Here is a 15,616-nt window from a genome sequence, read left to right as displayed (position 1 = left end):
GCTCCGGGTTCCCACCCGGACGGACGTCAGACCTTGCGCCAGCGGGCCATCGCGAAGGAGAACAGCCCGAACAGGACGAGCCCGGCCGCGACGCAGGCCAGCAGCCCCGGTCCGACGGGCGTGTGGGCGAACGAGCGGAGCGTGTCGTCGAGCCCCTTGGCGTGGTCGGGGTCGTAGTCGACGGCGGCGCGTACGGCGAAGGCGCCCGCGGCGGCGAAGACCAGGCCCCGGGCCGCGCCGCCGCCCACGCCGGTGATGTCCACCAGCCGCCGGGTGCGCGGGGACATCTCGCCCAGCCGCAGCTTGTCGTGGTAGGCCCGGGTGACGGCCCGGCCGCCGATCCACAGACCGGCGACGACGATCCCCACGCCGGCGGCGCCCACGATCCACTGGCCCGCGGGCACCTCGAGCAGCCGGGCGGTGACGTCCTTGGACTGCTTGTCGCTGGAGCCGCCCCCGCTGCCGGAGCCCGCGGCGAGCGCCAGCACCGAGTAGGCGACGAAGGAGTAGAACGCGCACCGGGCCAGTGCCAGCAGCCGCTTCTTCGCGGTGCGTCCCTCGGGCCCGGCCGCGCCGAAGACGGCCTCGGACAGCCGCCACAGGGCCATCCCGGCCAGCCCGATGCCCAGCGCCCACAGCATCACGGCACCGAACGGCTGCTCCGCGATCTCCCCCAGGGCGCCCTGCCGGTCGGCCTGCCGGCCCCGCTCGCCGAAGGCGATCTGCAGGGCCAGCATCCCGACGAGCAGATAGATCACGCCGCGCGCCGTGAATCCGGCCCGCGCGGCTCCCTTCACCACGTTTCCCCGTGCCGCCCGCCGGGCCTCGATCCTGCCGTCGTGTGCCAGGGCACTCGTGTTCATTCCGGCCTCCCCTCACCTTCGTGACTGGCGGATGCCCCGAGGACCGCCGGGCACACCCGGCCGGGGCCGGCCGGCCGTCGTCACGCTCTTCCGCGCCGCGCCGCCCCGCGTTCCCTGCGGCCCAGGGCGTGCAGGTACTCCAGGGCGTCCCCGACGACCGTGCGCTCGTGCCAGGCCAGCCAGCGGCCGGCTTCCGCGCCCAGGGCGTCGAGGGTCTTGAGCTGGACCGCGCGCAGCTCGGGCAGGGGGCGGTCGACGTGTGCCGAGACCATGCCGACGCACGCGCCGGACGACGCGGTCAGCGGGACGCTGTGGCAGGCCCTGCTGCCCGCGGCGAGGATGGCCTCGCGCGCGGGCTCGGTGAACACCGGGTCCTCCTCCACGTCCCGCACGGTGACCTGGGCGACCTCCCGGGCGGCCTTCGCGCAGGAGGTGCCCTCCTCCTCGACATGCGCGAAGAAGTCGAGGAACTCCTCCGTCAGCCCGGTGTGCCGCTCGATGCGCAGGCCTCCGTTGACGCGGTCGACCGTCTGCACATTGCCCATGTCGGCGCCGACCACGGTGAGCGTCCTGGTCAGGACGGCGCCGAGGACCGCGCCCCGGCTGCGGCCGCCCGGCGGTTCCTGCTCCATGAAGCCGAGCGCCGGTTCGGGGCGGCGCACCCGCCGGGGGAACCACAGGGCCGCCTGCTCGTCCGGTCGCGGTGTGGTCACCAGCGCCCCGGCGAGGGTGCGCATCTTGATGTTGAACCGCTGCGAGGTCATCCGCATGAGCGTGAACGCGCTGTCCGCGTCGGGAAGGGCGTAGCGCTCCTGCAGCATGCCCTGGGCCTGCGAGATCAGCGGGTGGGCGCGGACCCGGGCGCGCAGGGCGCGCACCTCGGCGCGCAGCCGCAGCACCTCGTCGCGCTCCGGGTCCCCGTCCGCCACTCGTGGTGCGGCCGCGGTCATCACGTCTCCGTCCGGTCGGCGTCGCACAACCGCTCACACGGCTGCAGCAACACGCCTGCCCCGGCCGCTCACGCGTACACGTGCGGACCTTCGTCCGGGTGCGGACATCCCGCCAGGTCACCCGCCCGGTCACCGATCAGGTCCGCGGTCCCGCTCCTCGCCCGGACTCCTGCCGCGCGCCCCACCAGCCGCCGTGCCGCACCCTCGGCCACGTCCGCGGCCTCGGCCGCCACGAGCCAGCCCCGCGCCGTCTCCAGCGCGCTGCCCACGTCCCGGGTTCCGGTGGAGACACACAGGGTGTACGCGAGGTCCTGAGCCCGTGCCCGCGCCTCGGGGGTGGCGGTGGCCGTCAGCGTCCCGTACTCCTCGACGAGGGCGCGCAGCACGGCGGGGTGGGGCCTCAGCATCGGTCTGTTCCTCTCCCTGGCAGTGGTCCGGATGTGTGTGTGGTTCATGCGCGGCCGTCGCGGCGGTGACCCATGGCCTGCTCGCGCACCCGCTCGCAGCTGCGGCTGATGAGCCGGGAGACGTGCATCTGGGAGATGCCCAGCCGGTCGGCGATGCGGCTCTGCGTCATGTCCTCGAAGAAGCGCATGTAGAGGATGGCGCGCTCGCGTTCGGGGAGACTGCGCAGTCCTTGCTTGGCGGACTCGCGGTCGATGACGGTGTCGTACGAGGCGTCGGGGCCGCCGAGGGTGTCGGCGAGGCTGTAGCCGTCGTCGCCGGCGGGGAGTTCGGCGTCGAGCGACAGCGTGCTGAAGCTCTCCAGGGCCTCCAGGCCGGCGCCGACCTCCTCCTCGGTGAGTCCCGTGTGGGTGGCGATGTCGGCCACCGAGGGCTCGGGGGAGCCCGGGTTCTGGGTGAGTTCCCTGCGGGCGATCCGCACCTTGTTGCGCAGTTCCTGGACACGGCGGGGCACGCGCAGCGCCCACATGCGGTCGCGGAAGTGCCGCTTGATCTCGCCGGTGATGGTGGGCACGGCGTAGCTCTCGAAAGCGCCGCGTTCGGGGTCGAAGCGGTCGACGGCCTTCACCAGGCCGAGCGCGGCCACCTGGCGGAGATCCTCCACGGACTCACCGCGGTCGCGGAATCGGCCGGCGATCCGGTGGGCCATGGGCAGCCATGCGGTGACGATCTCGTCGCGCAAAGCGTCCCGCTCGGGCCCCTCTTCCAGGGTGCTGAGGCGCGCGAACCGGCGCGCGGTGTCAGGGGCGTCGTCGTGCGTCCGCCGGGTCTGCGGGGCGGCGGGGGCGGATGCTGCGGGACGGCTTGTCGACATGTCGATGAGCATGCGGAATCGCTCCTGAACGGTCGTCTGAGGGATAGACCACGGGAGGGCCGTTGCCGTCCGGGGCGAAAGGAGCGCCCCGGAGCGGACGCACCACTCCCGTCGGCGCGCCTCCTGTCCGAAGCACGAACCTCCGTCTGCCCTGCCCCCGGAGGAACAAACTCCGCCCGGGAAAAGGCTTTGCGGGCCGTGTCGACGGAGGGCACGGGAGGGGTCAGAACACGGGAACCTCGGCGGTGATGCGCTTGCCGCCGGAGGGCAGGTCGGACACCCGCACGTCCCGGGCCAGCCGGCACACGATCGGCCAGCCCCGGCCTCCCGACCGGTACCGCCCCCGCTCGTCGCGCGGTTCGGCGGTCACCGGCAGCCGGTCGCTCCGGTCACTGACGGAGACCCGTACGGCCCGCCCGTGGACGTCCACGTCGACGGCGGTGACGCCGCCGCCGTGCAGAATGGCGTTGGTCGTGAGCTCCGAGGCGACGAGCAGGGCGTCGGAGAGGGCCTCCTCGTCGTACGGGCAGCCGGTGGCACCGCACCGTCCGGCCACCGCCCGCCGCACCGCCCGGCGGACGTCGGCGGGCCGGCAGGACCCCGGACCGGTGCACGGGTCCGGCCCGTCCGGTGTGTTCGCGCGGTCGGTCGAGTTGTTGACACGCATCCTTTCGCTCCCCTGGCTGTTCGCGCTGCGAGTGGTGTGAGACGAGTGGCCGCACCGGTCGGCACGGCGGGGGGGCCGGACCGGCCGCGCACGGCTCCTGCGGCCGTGTCCGCGTCCGGTGCCGCTCCCCCGCCCGGCGCTCTCCCCGCCGGGCAGCGCGACCCTCCCTGTTCGGCTGGCCCTCTGAACCGACCCCAAACCTGCGGGACGGGGAGTCGTCGGCGCGCCGTGCGGGGGTACAAGTAGGGCATGACCGATGTCGTGGACTCCGACGAACTGCTGCGCCGCATCCAGCGCGCGAGGGCCTGTGCGCGCGACGAACTGCGCACCTGGCGGGCCCGGAGCGGGGATCTGGAGCGGGCTGATCCCGACGCGGCGCGTGAGGCACGGGTACGGGGCCTGGCGTACGAGGCGGTGCTCAGGGTTCTGGACGAGATCGTGACGCCCGGCCGGCACGTCGTGGAGCGGTGAGCCGGCCCGTGCGGCGCGGTGCCGCACCGCCGTGGAGCACGAGGCCGACGGAGCGAAGACCGGGGAGGGAAGTGAAACCGGTCACGTGACCGGCTTCTGGTGGAGTGAAAGCCCGGCAGATGGTTTATCGTTCATCCATAGGTGGTGAGCGGGGTCGAGACGAATCCTCCTCCGTGCGCCTTCCTTGACAGCCCTGGCTGGCTTCCCCCGTCCAGCCAGGGCTTTTTCCTGCCCGCGCGCCGAAAGTCGCCTCCGCCGAGGTGCCCGGCGGCCCGGCAGCGGCTGAAATGGGCTGTGGAGAAAGCACCGCGACCGATCGCCCGGCGAGGAGCACCGCGCCATGACCAAAGCGACCAAACTGCTGAACGCCCTTCCCCCGCCCCAGCGCCAGCGTCTGATGGAACTCGCCCGTGAGGTCGCCTTCCCGGAGGACGCCCGGATCTTCGAGGCGGGCGGCAAGGCCGACCGTTTCTGGGTCATCCGCTCCGGCGCGGTCTCCCTCGTCCAGCCGGTGACCTCGCTGCAGCGGGTCACCGTCGCCAGCCTGGGCGCAGGCGACCTGCTCGGCTGGTCCTGGCTGTTCCCGCCGTACCAGTGGGACTTCGGCGCCGAGGCCTTCAGCCCGGTCCGCGCCTACGAGTTCGAGGCGCAGGCGGTGCTGAAGCTCTGCGAGGAGGACCCGGCGCTCGGGGTGACGCTGGTGCGGATCGTCGCCGAGATCCTCGCGCACCGGCTGGAGATGACCCGCAACAGGCTGCTGGAGCAGTACGGGACGCAGCGCCGCAGGGTGCTGTAGCCGCGTCCGGCCCCGGACACGGTGGCGGCGCCGCCACCGGCCTCAGACGCGGTAGCGGCGCAGCGCCGGTACGGCGGCGGCGAGGCCCAGCATCACGGTGACGACCAGCAGACCGCCGCCCGCGACCGCGGCGCGGGGGCCGAAGGCGGCGCCGGCCGTGCCGTGCAGCACGTCGGCGAGACGCGGGCCGCCCGCGACGACGACCGTGAAGACGCCCTGCATCCGGCCGCGCATCTCGTCGGTGGCGGCGGAGAGCAGGATCGCTCCCCGGAAGACCATCGAGACCATGTCGGCGACACCGGCGGCGGCCAGGAACACCACCGCGAGCCACAGACCGCCGCTCAGCCCGAACCCGGTGATCGCGGCGCCCCAGGCGACGACCGCGCCGATCACCATCCAGCCGTGCCGCCGGGCCCGCGAGAAGGTCCCGGAGAACAGCCCGCCCAGCACGGCGCCGACGGGGATCGCCGCGAACAGCAGTCCGAGGGCGAACCCCTCGCCGTAGGAGGCGTAGGTCTCGGCGGCGAGCTGCGGGAACAGGGCGCGGGGCATGCCGAGGACCATGGCGACGACGTCGGCGAGGAAGGACAGCAGCAGGACCTTGTGGCCGGCTATGTAACGGAAGCCCTCCGCGATCTCGCGCACCCCGGCGCGCCGGGCCGTGACGGCCGCCGACGGCGGCAGCGGGGGGAGGCGGAAGACGGCCCACAGCGTCACGCACAGGGCGAGGGCGTCGATGAGGTACAGCTCGGGCAGGCCGATCACCGGGATCAGGGCGCCGGCCAGCAGCGGGCCGGCGACCAGGCCGGTCTGCATGACGGTGGAGCCGAGGGCGTTGGCCGCGGCGAGTTCCCGGGCGGGCACCAGCCGGGCGATGGAGGCGTTGCGGGCGGGCGCGTTCAGGCCGAAGAACGCCTGCTGGGCGGCGAGCAGCAGCATCAGGACGGCCACCGAGCCGAGCCCGGAGACCGCCTGGAGCCAGAACAGCACCGAGGTAACGGCGATCCCGCTGTTGGTGACGAGCAGCAGCCTGCGCCGGTCCATGGTGTCGGCGACCGCGCCGCCCCACAGCGCGAACACCACCATCGGCGCCAGCCCGGCGAGGCCGGCGTAGCCGACCCAGGCCGAGGAGCCGGTGATGTCGTAGATCTGCTTGGGCACGGCCACGGCGGTGAGCTGGCTGCCGACGGCGGTGACGACGGTGGAGGACCACAGCCGCCGGTAGGCGGGGCGGCGCAGGGGGCGGGTGTCCATGGCCCAGCGGCGCCAGCCGCTCCGGGCGCCGCCTGGCGGACTCGGGTCGTCGTCGGCTTCGGCCTCGGGTGCGGTGCTGCTCTCGCTGGTGTCCACGCGCTTCCTGGTTGCTCGTTACATCTTTCGCTTCGGGGGCCACTATCCCAGTACTGCCTGGGGTTTCGCGGCCCTTTTGGACATGCGATCTCATGATGTGGACGTCAGGCGCCCGTGACGAGCAGCACGCCGAGGGTGATCATCGTGGCGGCGACGAGGCCGTCCAGGACACGCCAGGCGGCGGGCCGGGTCAGGAAGCGGCCGAGCAGCCGGGCGCCGAAGCCCAGGGCGGCGAACCAGCACAGGCTGGCGAACGCGGCGCCGAGGCCGAAGGTCCAGCGCAGCGGGCCGCGGTCGGCGGCGATCGAGCCGAGCAGGAAGACCGTGTCGAGGTAGACGTGCGGGTTGAGCCAGGTCAGCGCCAGACAGGTGAGCACCGCCCGGCGGCGTGAGCCCGCGGCCTCGCCGTCGGTGCGCAGGGCGTCCGCGCCGGGCCGGATCACCCTGCGGGCCGCGAGCAGCCCGTACCCGAGCAGGAAGGCGCCGCCGATCCAGCCGACCACGGTCAGCGCCCCGGGCCAGGCCACCACCAGGGCGCCGACCCCGCCCACGCCGAGGGCGATGAGGACGGCGTCGGACAGGGCGCAGATCCCGACGACGGCCAGGACGGCGTCCCGGCGGACCCCCTGGCGCAGGACGAAGGCGTTCTGGGCGCCGATGGCGACGATGAGCGAGAGACCGGTGCCGAAGCCGGCGGCCGCGGCGGCGAGAGCGGTTGACATGGCTTCCACGCTAGGGAGGCGATCACCGCGCGTACAGCTAAAGATTCTTACGTATCATTAGCGCTCGTGATGATCGACCTTCCCCTGGACCAGGTCCGGACCCTGCTGGCGGTGGTGGACGAGGGCACGTTCGACGCGGCGGCCGCCGCGCTGCACGTGACGCCGTCGGCGGTCAGTCAGCGCGTCAAGGCACTGGAGCAGCGCACGGGCCGGGTCCTGCTGCTGCGCACCAAGCCGGTGCGGCCGACGGAGTCCGGGGAGATCGTCGTGCGGTTCGCGCGCCAGCTCGCCCGGCTGGAGCGCGACACGCGGTCCGAGCTGGGCATGAGCGGCGCCGGTGAGCCGACCCGGGTGACGGTGGCGGTGAACGCGGACTCACTGGCCACCTGGTTCCTGCCGGCCCTGAGCCGCGTGTCGCAGGAACCGCCGCTGTGCTTCGAACTCCACCGGGAGGACGAGACGCGCACGGCGGAACTGCTGCGGGAGGGCCTGGTCATGGCGGCGGTCACCTCCTCGCCCGAACCGGTGTCCGGCTGTTCCGTGCGCACCCTGGGCACGATGCGCTATCTGGCCGCCGCCAGCCCGGAGTTCGTGGCCCGCCACCTCGCCGACGCCGCCCTGCCGGAGAGCCTGGGCCGGGCGCCCGTGATGACCTTCGACCGCAGCGACGACCTCCAGGACGCGTTCGTGCGGCGGCTGCGGCGGGGCGCCGCCGGCGCGAGCGCGGTCCGGCACGCCGTGCCCACCTCGGAGGGCTTCGTGGCGGCGGTCGCCGCCGGGTTCGGCTGGGGCATGGTGCCCGAGGCGCAGGCCGGCGTCCTGCTGCGGACCGGCCGGCTGGTGTCCCTGGCACCCGACCGCCCGCTGGACGTCCCGCTGTACTGGCAGCAGTGGAAACTCGACTCGCCCGCCCTGGCGGCGGTCGCGGACGCGGTGGCGGCGACGGCCGCGCGGGAACTCAGGACCTGAACACCGGCCTGCGGCCCCCCTGGCCCGCGGGCACTCAGGAACCGAGCCCGGCCAGCGTCGCCGCCGCGCTGTCCAGCAGCATCTCCAGGGCCGTCGGATAGGCGCTGGTGACCATACGGGTCGACAGCAGCGGGGCCGCCTCGGCGATCCGCGGGTGGGTGGCGGCCGGCAGGCGGGCGTACGTCGAGGCCCACTTGGCGTCGTCGGCGCGCTGCGAGGCCCGGGGCAGGGCCAGCGACGCGGCGTCGAGGGCCGCGAAGGCCAGGGTCTGGTCGATGAACGCGTGGTAGATCCGCACCGTGTCCGGCAGCGGGAAGCCGGCGGCGCGCAGGACGTCCAGGACGGCCTCGTCGGCGGCCAGTTCGTTGGCCCGGCCGGTGACCCGGCTCGCGGTGAGCTGGGCGGCCTGCGGATGGGCGACGTACGCGGCGTGGATGCGCAGCCCGATCGCGTGCAGATCCGCCCGCCACCGCCCGGTCGGCGCCCAGCCGCGCAACGCCTCGCCGATGAGCGCGTCGCCGATGGCCAGGGTCAGCTCGTCCATGCCCCGGAAGTACCGGTACAGGGTGCTGGGGTCGCAGTCGAGGGCGAGGCCCAGCCGGCGGGCGGTGAGACCGCTGCTGCCGTGCTCGCGCAGCAGCCGCAGCGCGGCCTCGACGATCAGCCGCTCGGAGAGCACGGTGCCGCTCTTCGTGGGCCGGCGCCGGCGCCGCTTCTCCTCGGGCACGACGGCTTTCGGCACGTCCGCGCACCTCCCGCTCCCATCGCTCCTTATGCCAACACCATTGACCTTACGCGAGCCGGGGGCGTTGTATCTCCGGCAGGGCCCCTTCACACACCTTTCGCGCGGCTTCGCGCCACTTCACCCGTCTTCGACCGAGGGAGTTCTCGTCATGCGTGTCCTGCTCGTGGGCGCCGGCGGCGTCGGTACCGCCGTCACCCGGATCGCCGCCCGGCGTCCGTTCTTCGAGGCGATGGTGGTCGCCGACCACGACCCCGCGCGGGCCACGGCCGCCGTCGCCGCGCTCGACGGCGACGACCGGTTCCTCGCCGAGCGCGTCGACGCGGCCGACGAGGCCGCGGTGGCCGGGCTGCTCGCCCGTCACCGCTGCGACGTGCTCCTCAACGCCACCGACCCGCGGTTCGTGATGCCGCTGTTCGGCGCGGCGCGCACCGCCGGGGCCACCTATGTCGACATGGCGATGTCCCTGTCCCGGCCGCACCCCGACCGGCCGTACGAGGAGTGCGGGGTCAAGCTCGGCGACGCGCAGTTCGCGCAGGCCGGGGAATGGGCGAAGGCGGGCGCTCTGGCCCTGGTCGGCATGGGGGTGGAGCCGGGACTGTCGGACGTCTTCGCGCGCTACGCCGCCGACGAACTCTTCGACACGATCGAGGAGATCGGCATCCGCGACGGCGCCAACCTCACCGTCGACGGCGCCGATTTCGCGCCCTCCTTCAGCATCTGGACCACGATCGAGGAGTGCCTGAACCCTCCGGTGGTCTACGAGGCCGACCGCGGCTGGTTCACCACCGAACCCTTCAGCGAGCCGGAGGTGTTCGACTTCCCCGAGGGCATCGGCCCGGTGGAGTGCGTGAACGTGGAGCACGAGGAGGTGCTGCTGGTCCCCCGCTGGGTGGACGCGCGCCGGGTCACCTTCAAATACGGTCTGGGCGGCGAGTTCGTGGAGACGCTCAAGACGCTGCACCGGCTGGGCCTGGACGGCACCGCGCCGGTGACCGTGCCGAGCGCGGCGGGCCCGGTGCCGGTCTCGCCCCGGGACGTCGTCGCCGCCTGTCTGCCCGACCCGGCGACGCTGGGCGAGCGCATGCACGGCAAGACCTGCGCCGGCACATGGGTGCGGGGCGTGAAGGACGGGGCGCCGCGCGAGGTGTACCTGTACCACGTGGTCGACAACCAGTGGTCCATGGCCGAGTACGGCAGCCAGGCCGTGGTGTGGCAGACGGCCGTCAACCCGGTCGTCGCCCTCGAACTGCTCGCCACGGGCGCCTGGTCGGGTGCGGGTGTCCTCGGCCCGGAGGCCTTCCCCGCCCGTCCGTTCCTCGACCTGCTGACGGCGTACGGCTCTCCCTGGGGCATGCGCGAGCAGTGAACCGCCCGCCGGTCGCCCCCGTTTCCCGCTTTCCTCGTCCGCGGCCGTTTCACTCGCGTCCCTCCGGTGACCCGACCGGGAGCAACGCATCCGCAAAGGCACAGACGACTTCGATCGCAGGTGACTTCGATGGACGACTGGCGACAGCACGCGGTGTGCCGCCACGAGGACCCCGACCTCTTCTTCCCGATCGGCACGTCGGGCCCGGCCCTGCTGCAGACGGAACAGGCGAAGGCGGTCTGCCGACGCTGCCCGGTGCGGGAGCCGTGTCTGGAGTGGGCGATGAACACGGACCAGACCCTCGGTGTGTGGGGCGGCACGAGCGAGACGGAACGGCGCGCGATCAAGCGCCGCGCCAAGGTGCGCCGAGGGTCATGACCGGCGCGGCGCACCCCCTCGGGGCCGCCTTCCGCCGCACCTCGGACCACGCCTCCTCGGTGACCTCGGAACCGGTCCGGCGAACGAGGCGTGCACCGGCCCACGAAGGGTTCGTCGGGGCCCCGGCCGGTCTCCCGTCCTGTCAGGACCGGGGGCCGGCCGGGGCCCTTGCCGTGCGGCAGGTACGCGTACGGGGCCCCTCGGAACCGGCCCCGGACTCAGTCCTCCGCGGGCGCCGCGGCGGCGGGCAGTCTCAGCGTGAAGACGCTGCCGGTCCCCGGTGTGCTCGCGGCCTCCGCGGTGCCGCCGTGGGCGGCCGTCAACTGCCGGACGATCGGCAGGCCGAGTCCGCTGCCTCCGGTGCGGCGGCTGCGGGACTTCTCCGCGCGCCAGAACCGGTCGAAGACGTGCGGAAGGTCCTCGGCCGCGATACCGGTGCCGGTGTCGGCGACCGTCAGGACGACCTCCGCCCCGTCGCTCCGGGCGCCCAGCGTGACCGTGCCGCCGGGCGGGGTGTGCCGTACCGCGTTGGTGACGAGGTTGCCCAGCGCCTGACGCAATCGCAGGGGGTCGGCGTCCAGCCAGGGCGTCCCGTCGGTCCGGGTGCGCAGGGCCACCCCGGCGGTGTCGGCGGCGACACGGTGGGCGGCGGCGACCTGGGCGAGGAGATCGTCGGCGGGCACGGGCTCGCGGTGCAGCCGCAGGGTGCCGGCGTCGGCGGCCGCGAGATCGCGCAGGTCGTCGATGACCCGCTGGAGGACCAGGGCCTCCTCGTGCAGGGCGCCGAGCAGGGCGGGGTCGGGTTCGACGAGTCCGTCGCGGGTGACCTCCAGCCAGCCCCGGATGTTGGTCAGCGGGCTGCGCAGTTCATGGGCGACATCGCTCACGAGGGCCTTGCGCTGGGTCTCCAGGCGTTCCCGGCGCTCGGCCAGGTCGTTGAAGGCCTCCGCGAGGATCCCGGTCTCGTCACGGGTGGTGACGGGCACCCGCACGTGCCGGTCCGGCGGCTGCTGGGCGGCCTCGGTCAGGGCGCGCAGCGGCCGGACCAGCCGGGTGGCGACGACGGCGGACACGGCGACCGTGAGGGCCAGCACCACCCCCGCCGTACCGGCGACCTTCGCCTTGTTCGCCGGGGACATGTTCCAGCGGGGGGCCGCACCGCTGTCGCCGCCGCCGAGGAAGAGCTCGGCGACGGGGGCGACATACGGATCGAGCTGCGCCCGCCGGGCGTCCTCGATGCACGCGACTGCGGCACGCTGGGGAGTGCCGGCGGCGGCCAGGGTGAGCTTCGAGGCGATCTGCGGGACGAGCTTGCCGCTGCCGGTGACGTCGACCGTGGAGAACAACCGCGGATGGGCTTCGAGTCCGGCTCGGACAAGACAGCCCCGGGCCCGTTCCTGGAGTTCGGCGAGCGCCTTCTCCTCGCTCGGGGCCGGGGTGCCGAGCCGGCCGTCGGCACAGTCCCCCAGGTACTCGGAGCCGAGGGTGCCGTCGTCCTCGGTGAGGACCGGGCGCCCGCTCGGCGTCCGGACGACGGTCAGCTCGTAGCCGTCGCGCGCCAAGCACTTCTGCCGGGCCCGGGCCAGGCTGTCGAGTTCGGTGCGCTCGGCCTCGGTGAGCCGGTAGGGACCGACCACGCGCGGGTCGAGGCCGCTGAGCTGGGCGCCGCGCTCGGTGTAGGTGTCGGTGCGCAGGGGGTCGATGGTGGCGGCGGCGCGGGGCGGCAGCGAGGCTCCCTCGGCCGCGGAGTCGGCGAGCGGGGTGCGGTCGGCGGTGGTCAGGGCGATGCGCCGGCCGGTCTTCGCGGACAGGGCGCGCACCGTGGCCCGGACGCCCGTCCAGTCGGGGTGGCCGGCGGCGTAACCGCTGAGTTCGGCGAGGATGTCCATGTCGTCGGCGAGGGCCTGGCCCTGTTCCTCGCGCAGCGCGCGGGTGGTGGTGGCGACCGCGAGCCAGGCGGTCGCGGCCACGGAGCACACGGCGATCAGGACGGAGGCGAACAGCAGCCGTACCAGCAGCCGTTTGCGCAGCGGTATCCGGTTCACGCGCGGCCGCCGCCGAGCTTGTAGCCGACCCCGAAGACGGTCAGCAGCCGGGTCGGTCTGCGGGGGTCGGCCTCGATCTTGCGGCGCAGGTTCATGATGTGCACGTCGACGGCCCGTTCGGTGGAGGACCGGTCGAAGCCGCGGGTGCACTGCAGCAACTGGCGCCGGGAGAAGACACGTTCGGGTTCCCCGGCCAGGGCGAGCAGGATCTGGAACTCGGCCGGTGTGCACTCCACCGGCACACCGTCGCAGTGCACTTCGTGCCGCACCGGGTCGACGACGACGCCGGCCGCGCGCACCACGGGATCCTCGCGCCGGCCGGCGGCCCGCCCGCTGCGCCGCAGCACGGTGCGGATCCGGGCCATCAGCTCGCGCGGACTGTACGGCTTGGTCATGTAGTCGTCGGCGCCCACCTCCAGGCCGAGAAGCACGTCGTCCTCGGCGGCGCGGGCGGTCAGCATCAGCACGGGGACGTCGTTCTCGCGGCGCAGTGCCCGGCACACCGCGAAACCGTCCAGGAACGGCAGCATCAGGTCGAGGACGACGAGGTCGGGCCCGAGCCTGCGGGCCGCGTCGACGGCGGCGGGACCGTCATGGACGACGGTGGCGGTGTGTCCCTCGGCGAGCAGGGAGCGCCGGATCAGCTCGGCCTGCATCGTGTCGTCCTCGGCGACCAGTACGTGTGCGCACACGCGACAACTCCCCTTTCTCGGCGGGCCAGAGAGGCATGGTCGCCCATGACGACGACCGGGTGCAGGGCAGGGTCGAGGGTGCGCAGCAGTTCCTTCACGTGGTTGCCGGCGACGCTCACGCGTCCGTGCGTGGGTCCGCCGTGGCCGACGTGGAACCGCGGCACCGTCTCCGCCGCGGCCGAGGGTGCGGGGCCGCTCGGTGTGGCCGGGGCCGTGGCGGACGGCTCGGGTCCCGGTGAGGCCGTGGCGCCGCTGCCGCATCCGGTGAGCGGGAGGGATGCGGCGAGCAGCGCGACACGGGGACGGTGCCTGGTCATGAGTCGACCCTGCCCCACGGATGTGGGGAACCTGTCAGGTTCCGGGGCCTGTTCGGACTTCTACGGCTGTCTTCAGGCCGTCTTCTACGGCTGTTGCGGCTTGCCCTGGTCGTACAGCCAGGTCTGGAACAGCCGGCCGAGGTCCTTCCCCGACTGCCGCTCCGCCAGTCGCTCGAACTGGGCGGTGGTGCCGTGACCGTAGCGGTGCTGCTCGGCCCAGGCGCGCAGGATGCGCAGGAAGACGCGGTCGCCGACGGTGGTGCGCAGGACGTGCAGGGTCATGGCGCCGCGGGCGTAGACGGGGGTGCCGAAGATGTTGGCGCCACTGCCGGGGTTGCCGGGCGGGAACGCCCACAGACCGTCGGTCGCGGGCCGGGCGTACAGGGCGTCGAAGGCCTTCTGGGCGCTGTCGCCGCCGTGCTGCTCGGCGTACAGCCATTCGGCGTAGGTGGCGAAGCCCTCGTTGAGCCAGATGTCCTTCCAGGAGGTGAGGGAGACGGAGTCGCCGAACCACTGGTGCGCGCTCTCGTGGACGAGCGTGCTCAGGTCGGGGGCGCCGTCGTACACCGGCCGGGACTGGGTCTCCAGCGCGTAGCCGACGTTCGGCGCGTGGTCGACGATGGAGCCGGCGGCACGGTACGGGTAGGGCCCGAACAGCTTGCTCTCCCACGCCAGGACGGACGGCAGTTTCTTCAGCACGGGCGCGGCGGCGGCGGCCTCGCGCGGGTCGACGGCGTCGTACACCTTGAGCCCGTCGCGGGTCGTGTACTGCTTGACCTGGAACTTTCCGACGGTGGCGGTGGCGAGGTAGGCGGCCATGGGTTCCTTCTGCCGCCAGTGGAAGGTGGTCCTGCCGTTCCTGGTGCGCTGTCCGAGCAGGACGCCGTTGGCGACGGCGGTGCTGCCCTTGGGGACGGTGACGGTGATGTCGTAGGAGGACTTGTCGAGGGGGTGGTTGTTGGCCGGGAACCAGGTCATGGCGCCCTGGGGTTCGCCGGCGACGAAGGCACCGTCGTCGGTGGGGATCCAGCCGTCGAGGGAGCCGTCGGGGTCGGTGACGGGGCCGGGCCTGCCCTGGTAGGTGACGGTGACGCGGAAGGACCGTCCCTTGCGCAGCGGGCGGGCGGGGGTGACGACGAGTTCCTGCCCGTCCCGCCGGTAGCCGGCCTTGACGTGATCGACCGTCAGGCCGGTGATCTTCAGGCCCTTGAAGTCGAGGTCGAAGCGGTTCAGCCGCTGGGTGGCGCGGGCGGTGAGGACGGCCTTGCCGGTGAGGTGGCGGCTCGCCGGGTCGTAACCGAGGGTCAGACCGTAGTGGGAGACGTGGTAGCCGCCGTTGCCGGCCAGCGGGAAGTACGGGTCGCCGACGCCGGAGGCGCCCGCGGTGCCGGCCGCGGTGGCGGGTCCGGCCGCCGTGAGCAGGGCCGCCACGGCGACGGGGACGGTGGCGAGGACGGCTTCGCGGCGCAGCGGGGCCGGGCGTCTGCGGGGGTGGGTCACGTGCGCTCCTTGGGGGGTGGCGGGTGATCAAACGCCCCTCAGCGTAGGCAACGTGACGCCGGGACACCTCCTGATTCAGGTCGGGCCGCGTGCCGTCGCCGGGCCGCCGCGGACAGACCCTACGCTCGGCGGCATGAGTGTGCGTGTGCGCCGTGTCTACGATCCGCCCGAGCCCGAGGACGGCGTCCGTGTCCTCGTCGACCGGCTGTGGCCGCGCGGCCTGGCCAGGGAAGCGGCGCGGATCGACGAGTGGCCGAAGGCGGTGACCCCTTCGACGGAGCTGCGCAAGTGGTACCACGCGGGCGAGGGGTCCTACGACGAGTTCGCCCGCCGCTACGAGGCGGAGCTGGCCGCTCCCGAGGCGGCCGAACTCCTCGACCGCCTGCGCGCGTCGGTCCGCGAGGGACCGGTGACGCTGCTGACGGCCGCGAAGACTCCGCAGGAGAGCCACGCGGCCGTACTGCTCGGGTTGCTCGACTAGTCCGCCGGCTCGCGCCGCGGACGCC

The 15,616-nt window shown here is 73.6% G+C and carries 18 protein-coding genes; 6 read left to right on the top strand and 12 right to left on the bottom strand.

What is annotated here, in order from left to right; translation table 11 throughout:
* Positions 1–26 precede the first annotated feature (26 nt).
* From ACFY2L_RS36715 to ACFY2L_RS36695, 5 genes are all read right to left on the bottom strand, one after another.
* On the bottom strand, positions 27–863 hold the full coding sequence (locus ACFY2L_RS36715; protein ID WP_390657854.1) for a DUF1206 domain-containing protein: 837 nt from the start codon (positions 861–863) through the stop codon (positions 27–29).
* Positions 864–943: 80 nt separating this feature from the next.
* A complete protein-coding gene (locus ACFY2L_RS36710) occupies positions 944–1,813 on the bottom strand; it encodes an ANTAR domain-containing protein (RefSeq protein WP_390824499.1) in 870 nt (289 codons plus the stop codon).
* A gap of 68 nt (positions 1,814–1,881) precedes the next feature.
* Complete coding sequence (locus ACFY2L_RS36705) at positions 1,882–2,220, bottom strand: DUF5133 domain-containing protein (RefSeq protein WP_390657852.1); 339 nt, start codon at positions 2,218–2,220, stop codon at positions 1,882–1,884.
* Between the two features lie 44 nt (positions 2,221–2,264).
* Positions 2,265–3,104 (bottom strand): SigB/SigF/SigG family RNA polymerase sigma factor, encoded by an 840-nt coding sequence (locus ACFY2L_RS36700; RefSeq protein WP_390824498.1) that lies wholly within the window; start codon positions 3,102–3,104, stop codon positions 2,265–2,267.
* A 211-nt stretch (positions 3,105–3,315) separates the two neighbouring features.
* Positions 3,316–3,759, bottom strand: coding sequence for an ATP-binding protein (locus tag ACFY2L_RS36695; RefSeq protein ID WP_390657850.1), 444 nt, complete (start codon positions 3,757–3,759; stop codon positions 3,316–3,318).
* Between the two features lie 249 nt (positions 3,760–4,008).
* On the opposite strand from ACFY2L_RS36695, the gene ACFY2L_RS36690 reads away from it, so the two are divergent.
* Entirely contained in the window at positions 4,009–4,230 is a 222-nt protein-coding gene (locus ACFY2L_RS36690; protein ID WP_390657849.1) for a hypothetical protein, read from the top strand.
* A 340-nt stretch (positions 4,231–4,570) separates the two neighbouring features.
* Positions 4,571–5,026 carry a cyclic nucleotide-binding domain-containing protein gene (locus ACFY2L_RS36685; protein ID WP_390657848.1) on the top strand — a complete coding sequence of 152 codons (456 nt, stop codon included), beginning with the start codon at positions 4,571–4,573 and terminating at the stop codon, positions 5,024–5,026.
* Between the two features lie 42 nt (positions 5,027–5,068).
* On the opposite strand, the gene ACFY2L_RS36680 is transcribed toward ACFY2L_RS36685, so the two are convergent.
* Positions 5,069–6,376, bottom strand: coding sequence for an MFS transporter (locus ACFY2L_RS36680; protein ID WP_390824497.1), 1,308 nt, complete (start codon positions 6,374–6,376; stop codon positions 5,069–5,071).
* A 104-nt stretch (positions 6,377–6,480) separates the two neighbouring features.
* Positions 6,481–7,098, bottom strand: coding sequence for a LysE/ArgO family amino acid transporter (locus tag ACFY2L_RS36675; RefSeq protein ID WP_390657846.1), 618 nt, complete (start codon positions 7,096–7,098; stop codon positions 6,481–6,483).
* A 69-nt stretch (positions 7,099–7,167) separates the two neighbouring features.
* Here ACFY2L_RS36675 and ACFY2L_RS36670 point away from each other — a divergent pair, with 69 nt between their 5' ends.
* On the top strand, positions 7,168–8,067 hold the full coding sequence (locus ACFY2L_RS36670) for a LysR family transcriptional regulator ArgP (RefSeq protein WP_390657908.1): 900 nt from the start codon (positions 7,168–7,170) through the stop codon (positions 8,065–8,067).
* A 34-nt stretch (positions 8,068–8,101) separates the two neighbouring features.
* Here the strand turns inward: ACFY2L_RS36670 and ACFY2L_RS36665 are convergent, their stop codons facing one another.
* Positions 8,102–8,809, bottom strand: a complete 708-nt coding sequence (locus ACFY2L_RS36665) for a TetR/AcrR family transcriptional regulator (protein ID WP_390824496.1) — start codon at positions 8,807–8,809, stop codon at positions 8,102–8,104.
* Between the two features lie 151 nt (positions 8,810–8,960).
* On the opposite strand from ACFY2L_RS36665, the gene ACFY2L_RS36660 reads away from it, so the two are divergent.
* On the top strand, positions 8,961–10,178 hold the full coding sequence (locus ACFY2L_RS36660; RefSeq protein WP_390657844.1) for a saccharopine dehydrogenase family protein: 1,218 nt from the start codon (positions 8,961–8,963) through the stop codon (positions 10,176–10,178).
* A gap of 129 nt (positions 10,179–10,307) precedes the next feature.
* A complete protein-coding gene (locus ACFY2L_RS36655) occupies positions 10,308–10,556 on the top strand; it encodes a WhiB family transcriptional regulator (protein ID WP_390657843.1) in 249 nt (82 codons plus the stop codon).
* A gap of 218 nt (positions 10,557–10,774) precedes the next feature.
* On the opposite strand, the gene ACFY2L_RS36650 is transcribed toward ACFY2L_RS36655, so the two are convergent.
* From ACFY2L_RS36650 to ACFY2L_RS36635, 4 genes are all read right to left on the bottom strand, one after another.
* Positions 10,775–12,601, bottom strand: a complete 1,827-nt coding sequence (locus ACFY2L_RS36650) for a sensor histidine kinase (protein ID WP_390824495.1) — start codon at positions 12,599–12,601, stop codon at positions 10,775–10,777.
* Positions 12,598–13,293, bottom strand: a complete 696-nt coding sequence (locus ACFY2L_RS36645) for a response regulator (protein ID WP_390824494.1) — start codon at positions 13,291–13,293, stop codon at positions 12,598–12,600. The genes ACFY2L_RS36650 and ACFY2L_RS36645 overlap by 4 nt, the downstream gene beginning before the upstream one ends.
* A complete protein-coding gene (locus ACFY2L_RS36640) occupies positions 13,242–13,610 on the bottom strand; it encodes a hypothetical protein (protein ID WP_390824515.1) in 369 nt (122 codons plus the stop codon). The genes ACFY2L_RS36645 and ACFY2L_RS36640 overlap by 52 nt, the downstream gene beginning before the upstream one ends.
* An 84-nt stretch (positions 13,611–13,694) precedes the next feature.
* On the bottom strand, positions 13,695–15,110 hold the full coding sequence (locus ACFY2L_RS36635) for a M1 family metallopeptidase (protein WP_390824493.1): 1,416 nt from the start codon (positions 15,108–15,110) through the stop codon (positions 13,695–13,697).
* 133 nt (positions 15,111–15,243) lie between these two features.
* Here ACFY2L_RS36635 and ACFY2L_RS36630 point away from each other — a divergent pair, with 133 nt between their 5' ends.
* Complete coding sequence (locus tag ACFY2L_RS36630) at positions 15,244–15,591, top strand: DUF488 domain-containing protein (protein WP_390657840.1); 348 nt, start codon at positions 15,244–15,246, stop codon at positions 15,589–15,591.
* Positions 15,592–15,616 lie beyond the last annotated feature (25 nt).

Origin of the sequence: Streptomyces sp. NPDC001381, from assembly GCF_042895685.1 — a bacterium.
Lineage (GTDB): Bacteria > Actinomycetota > Actinomycetes > Streptomycetales > Streptomycetaceae > Streptomyces.
Note: the sequence above shows the minus strand (reverse complement) of the source record. Positions and strands in the feature narration are given on the sequence as shown.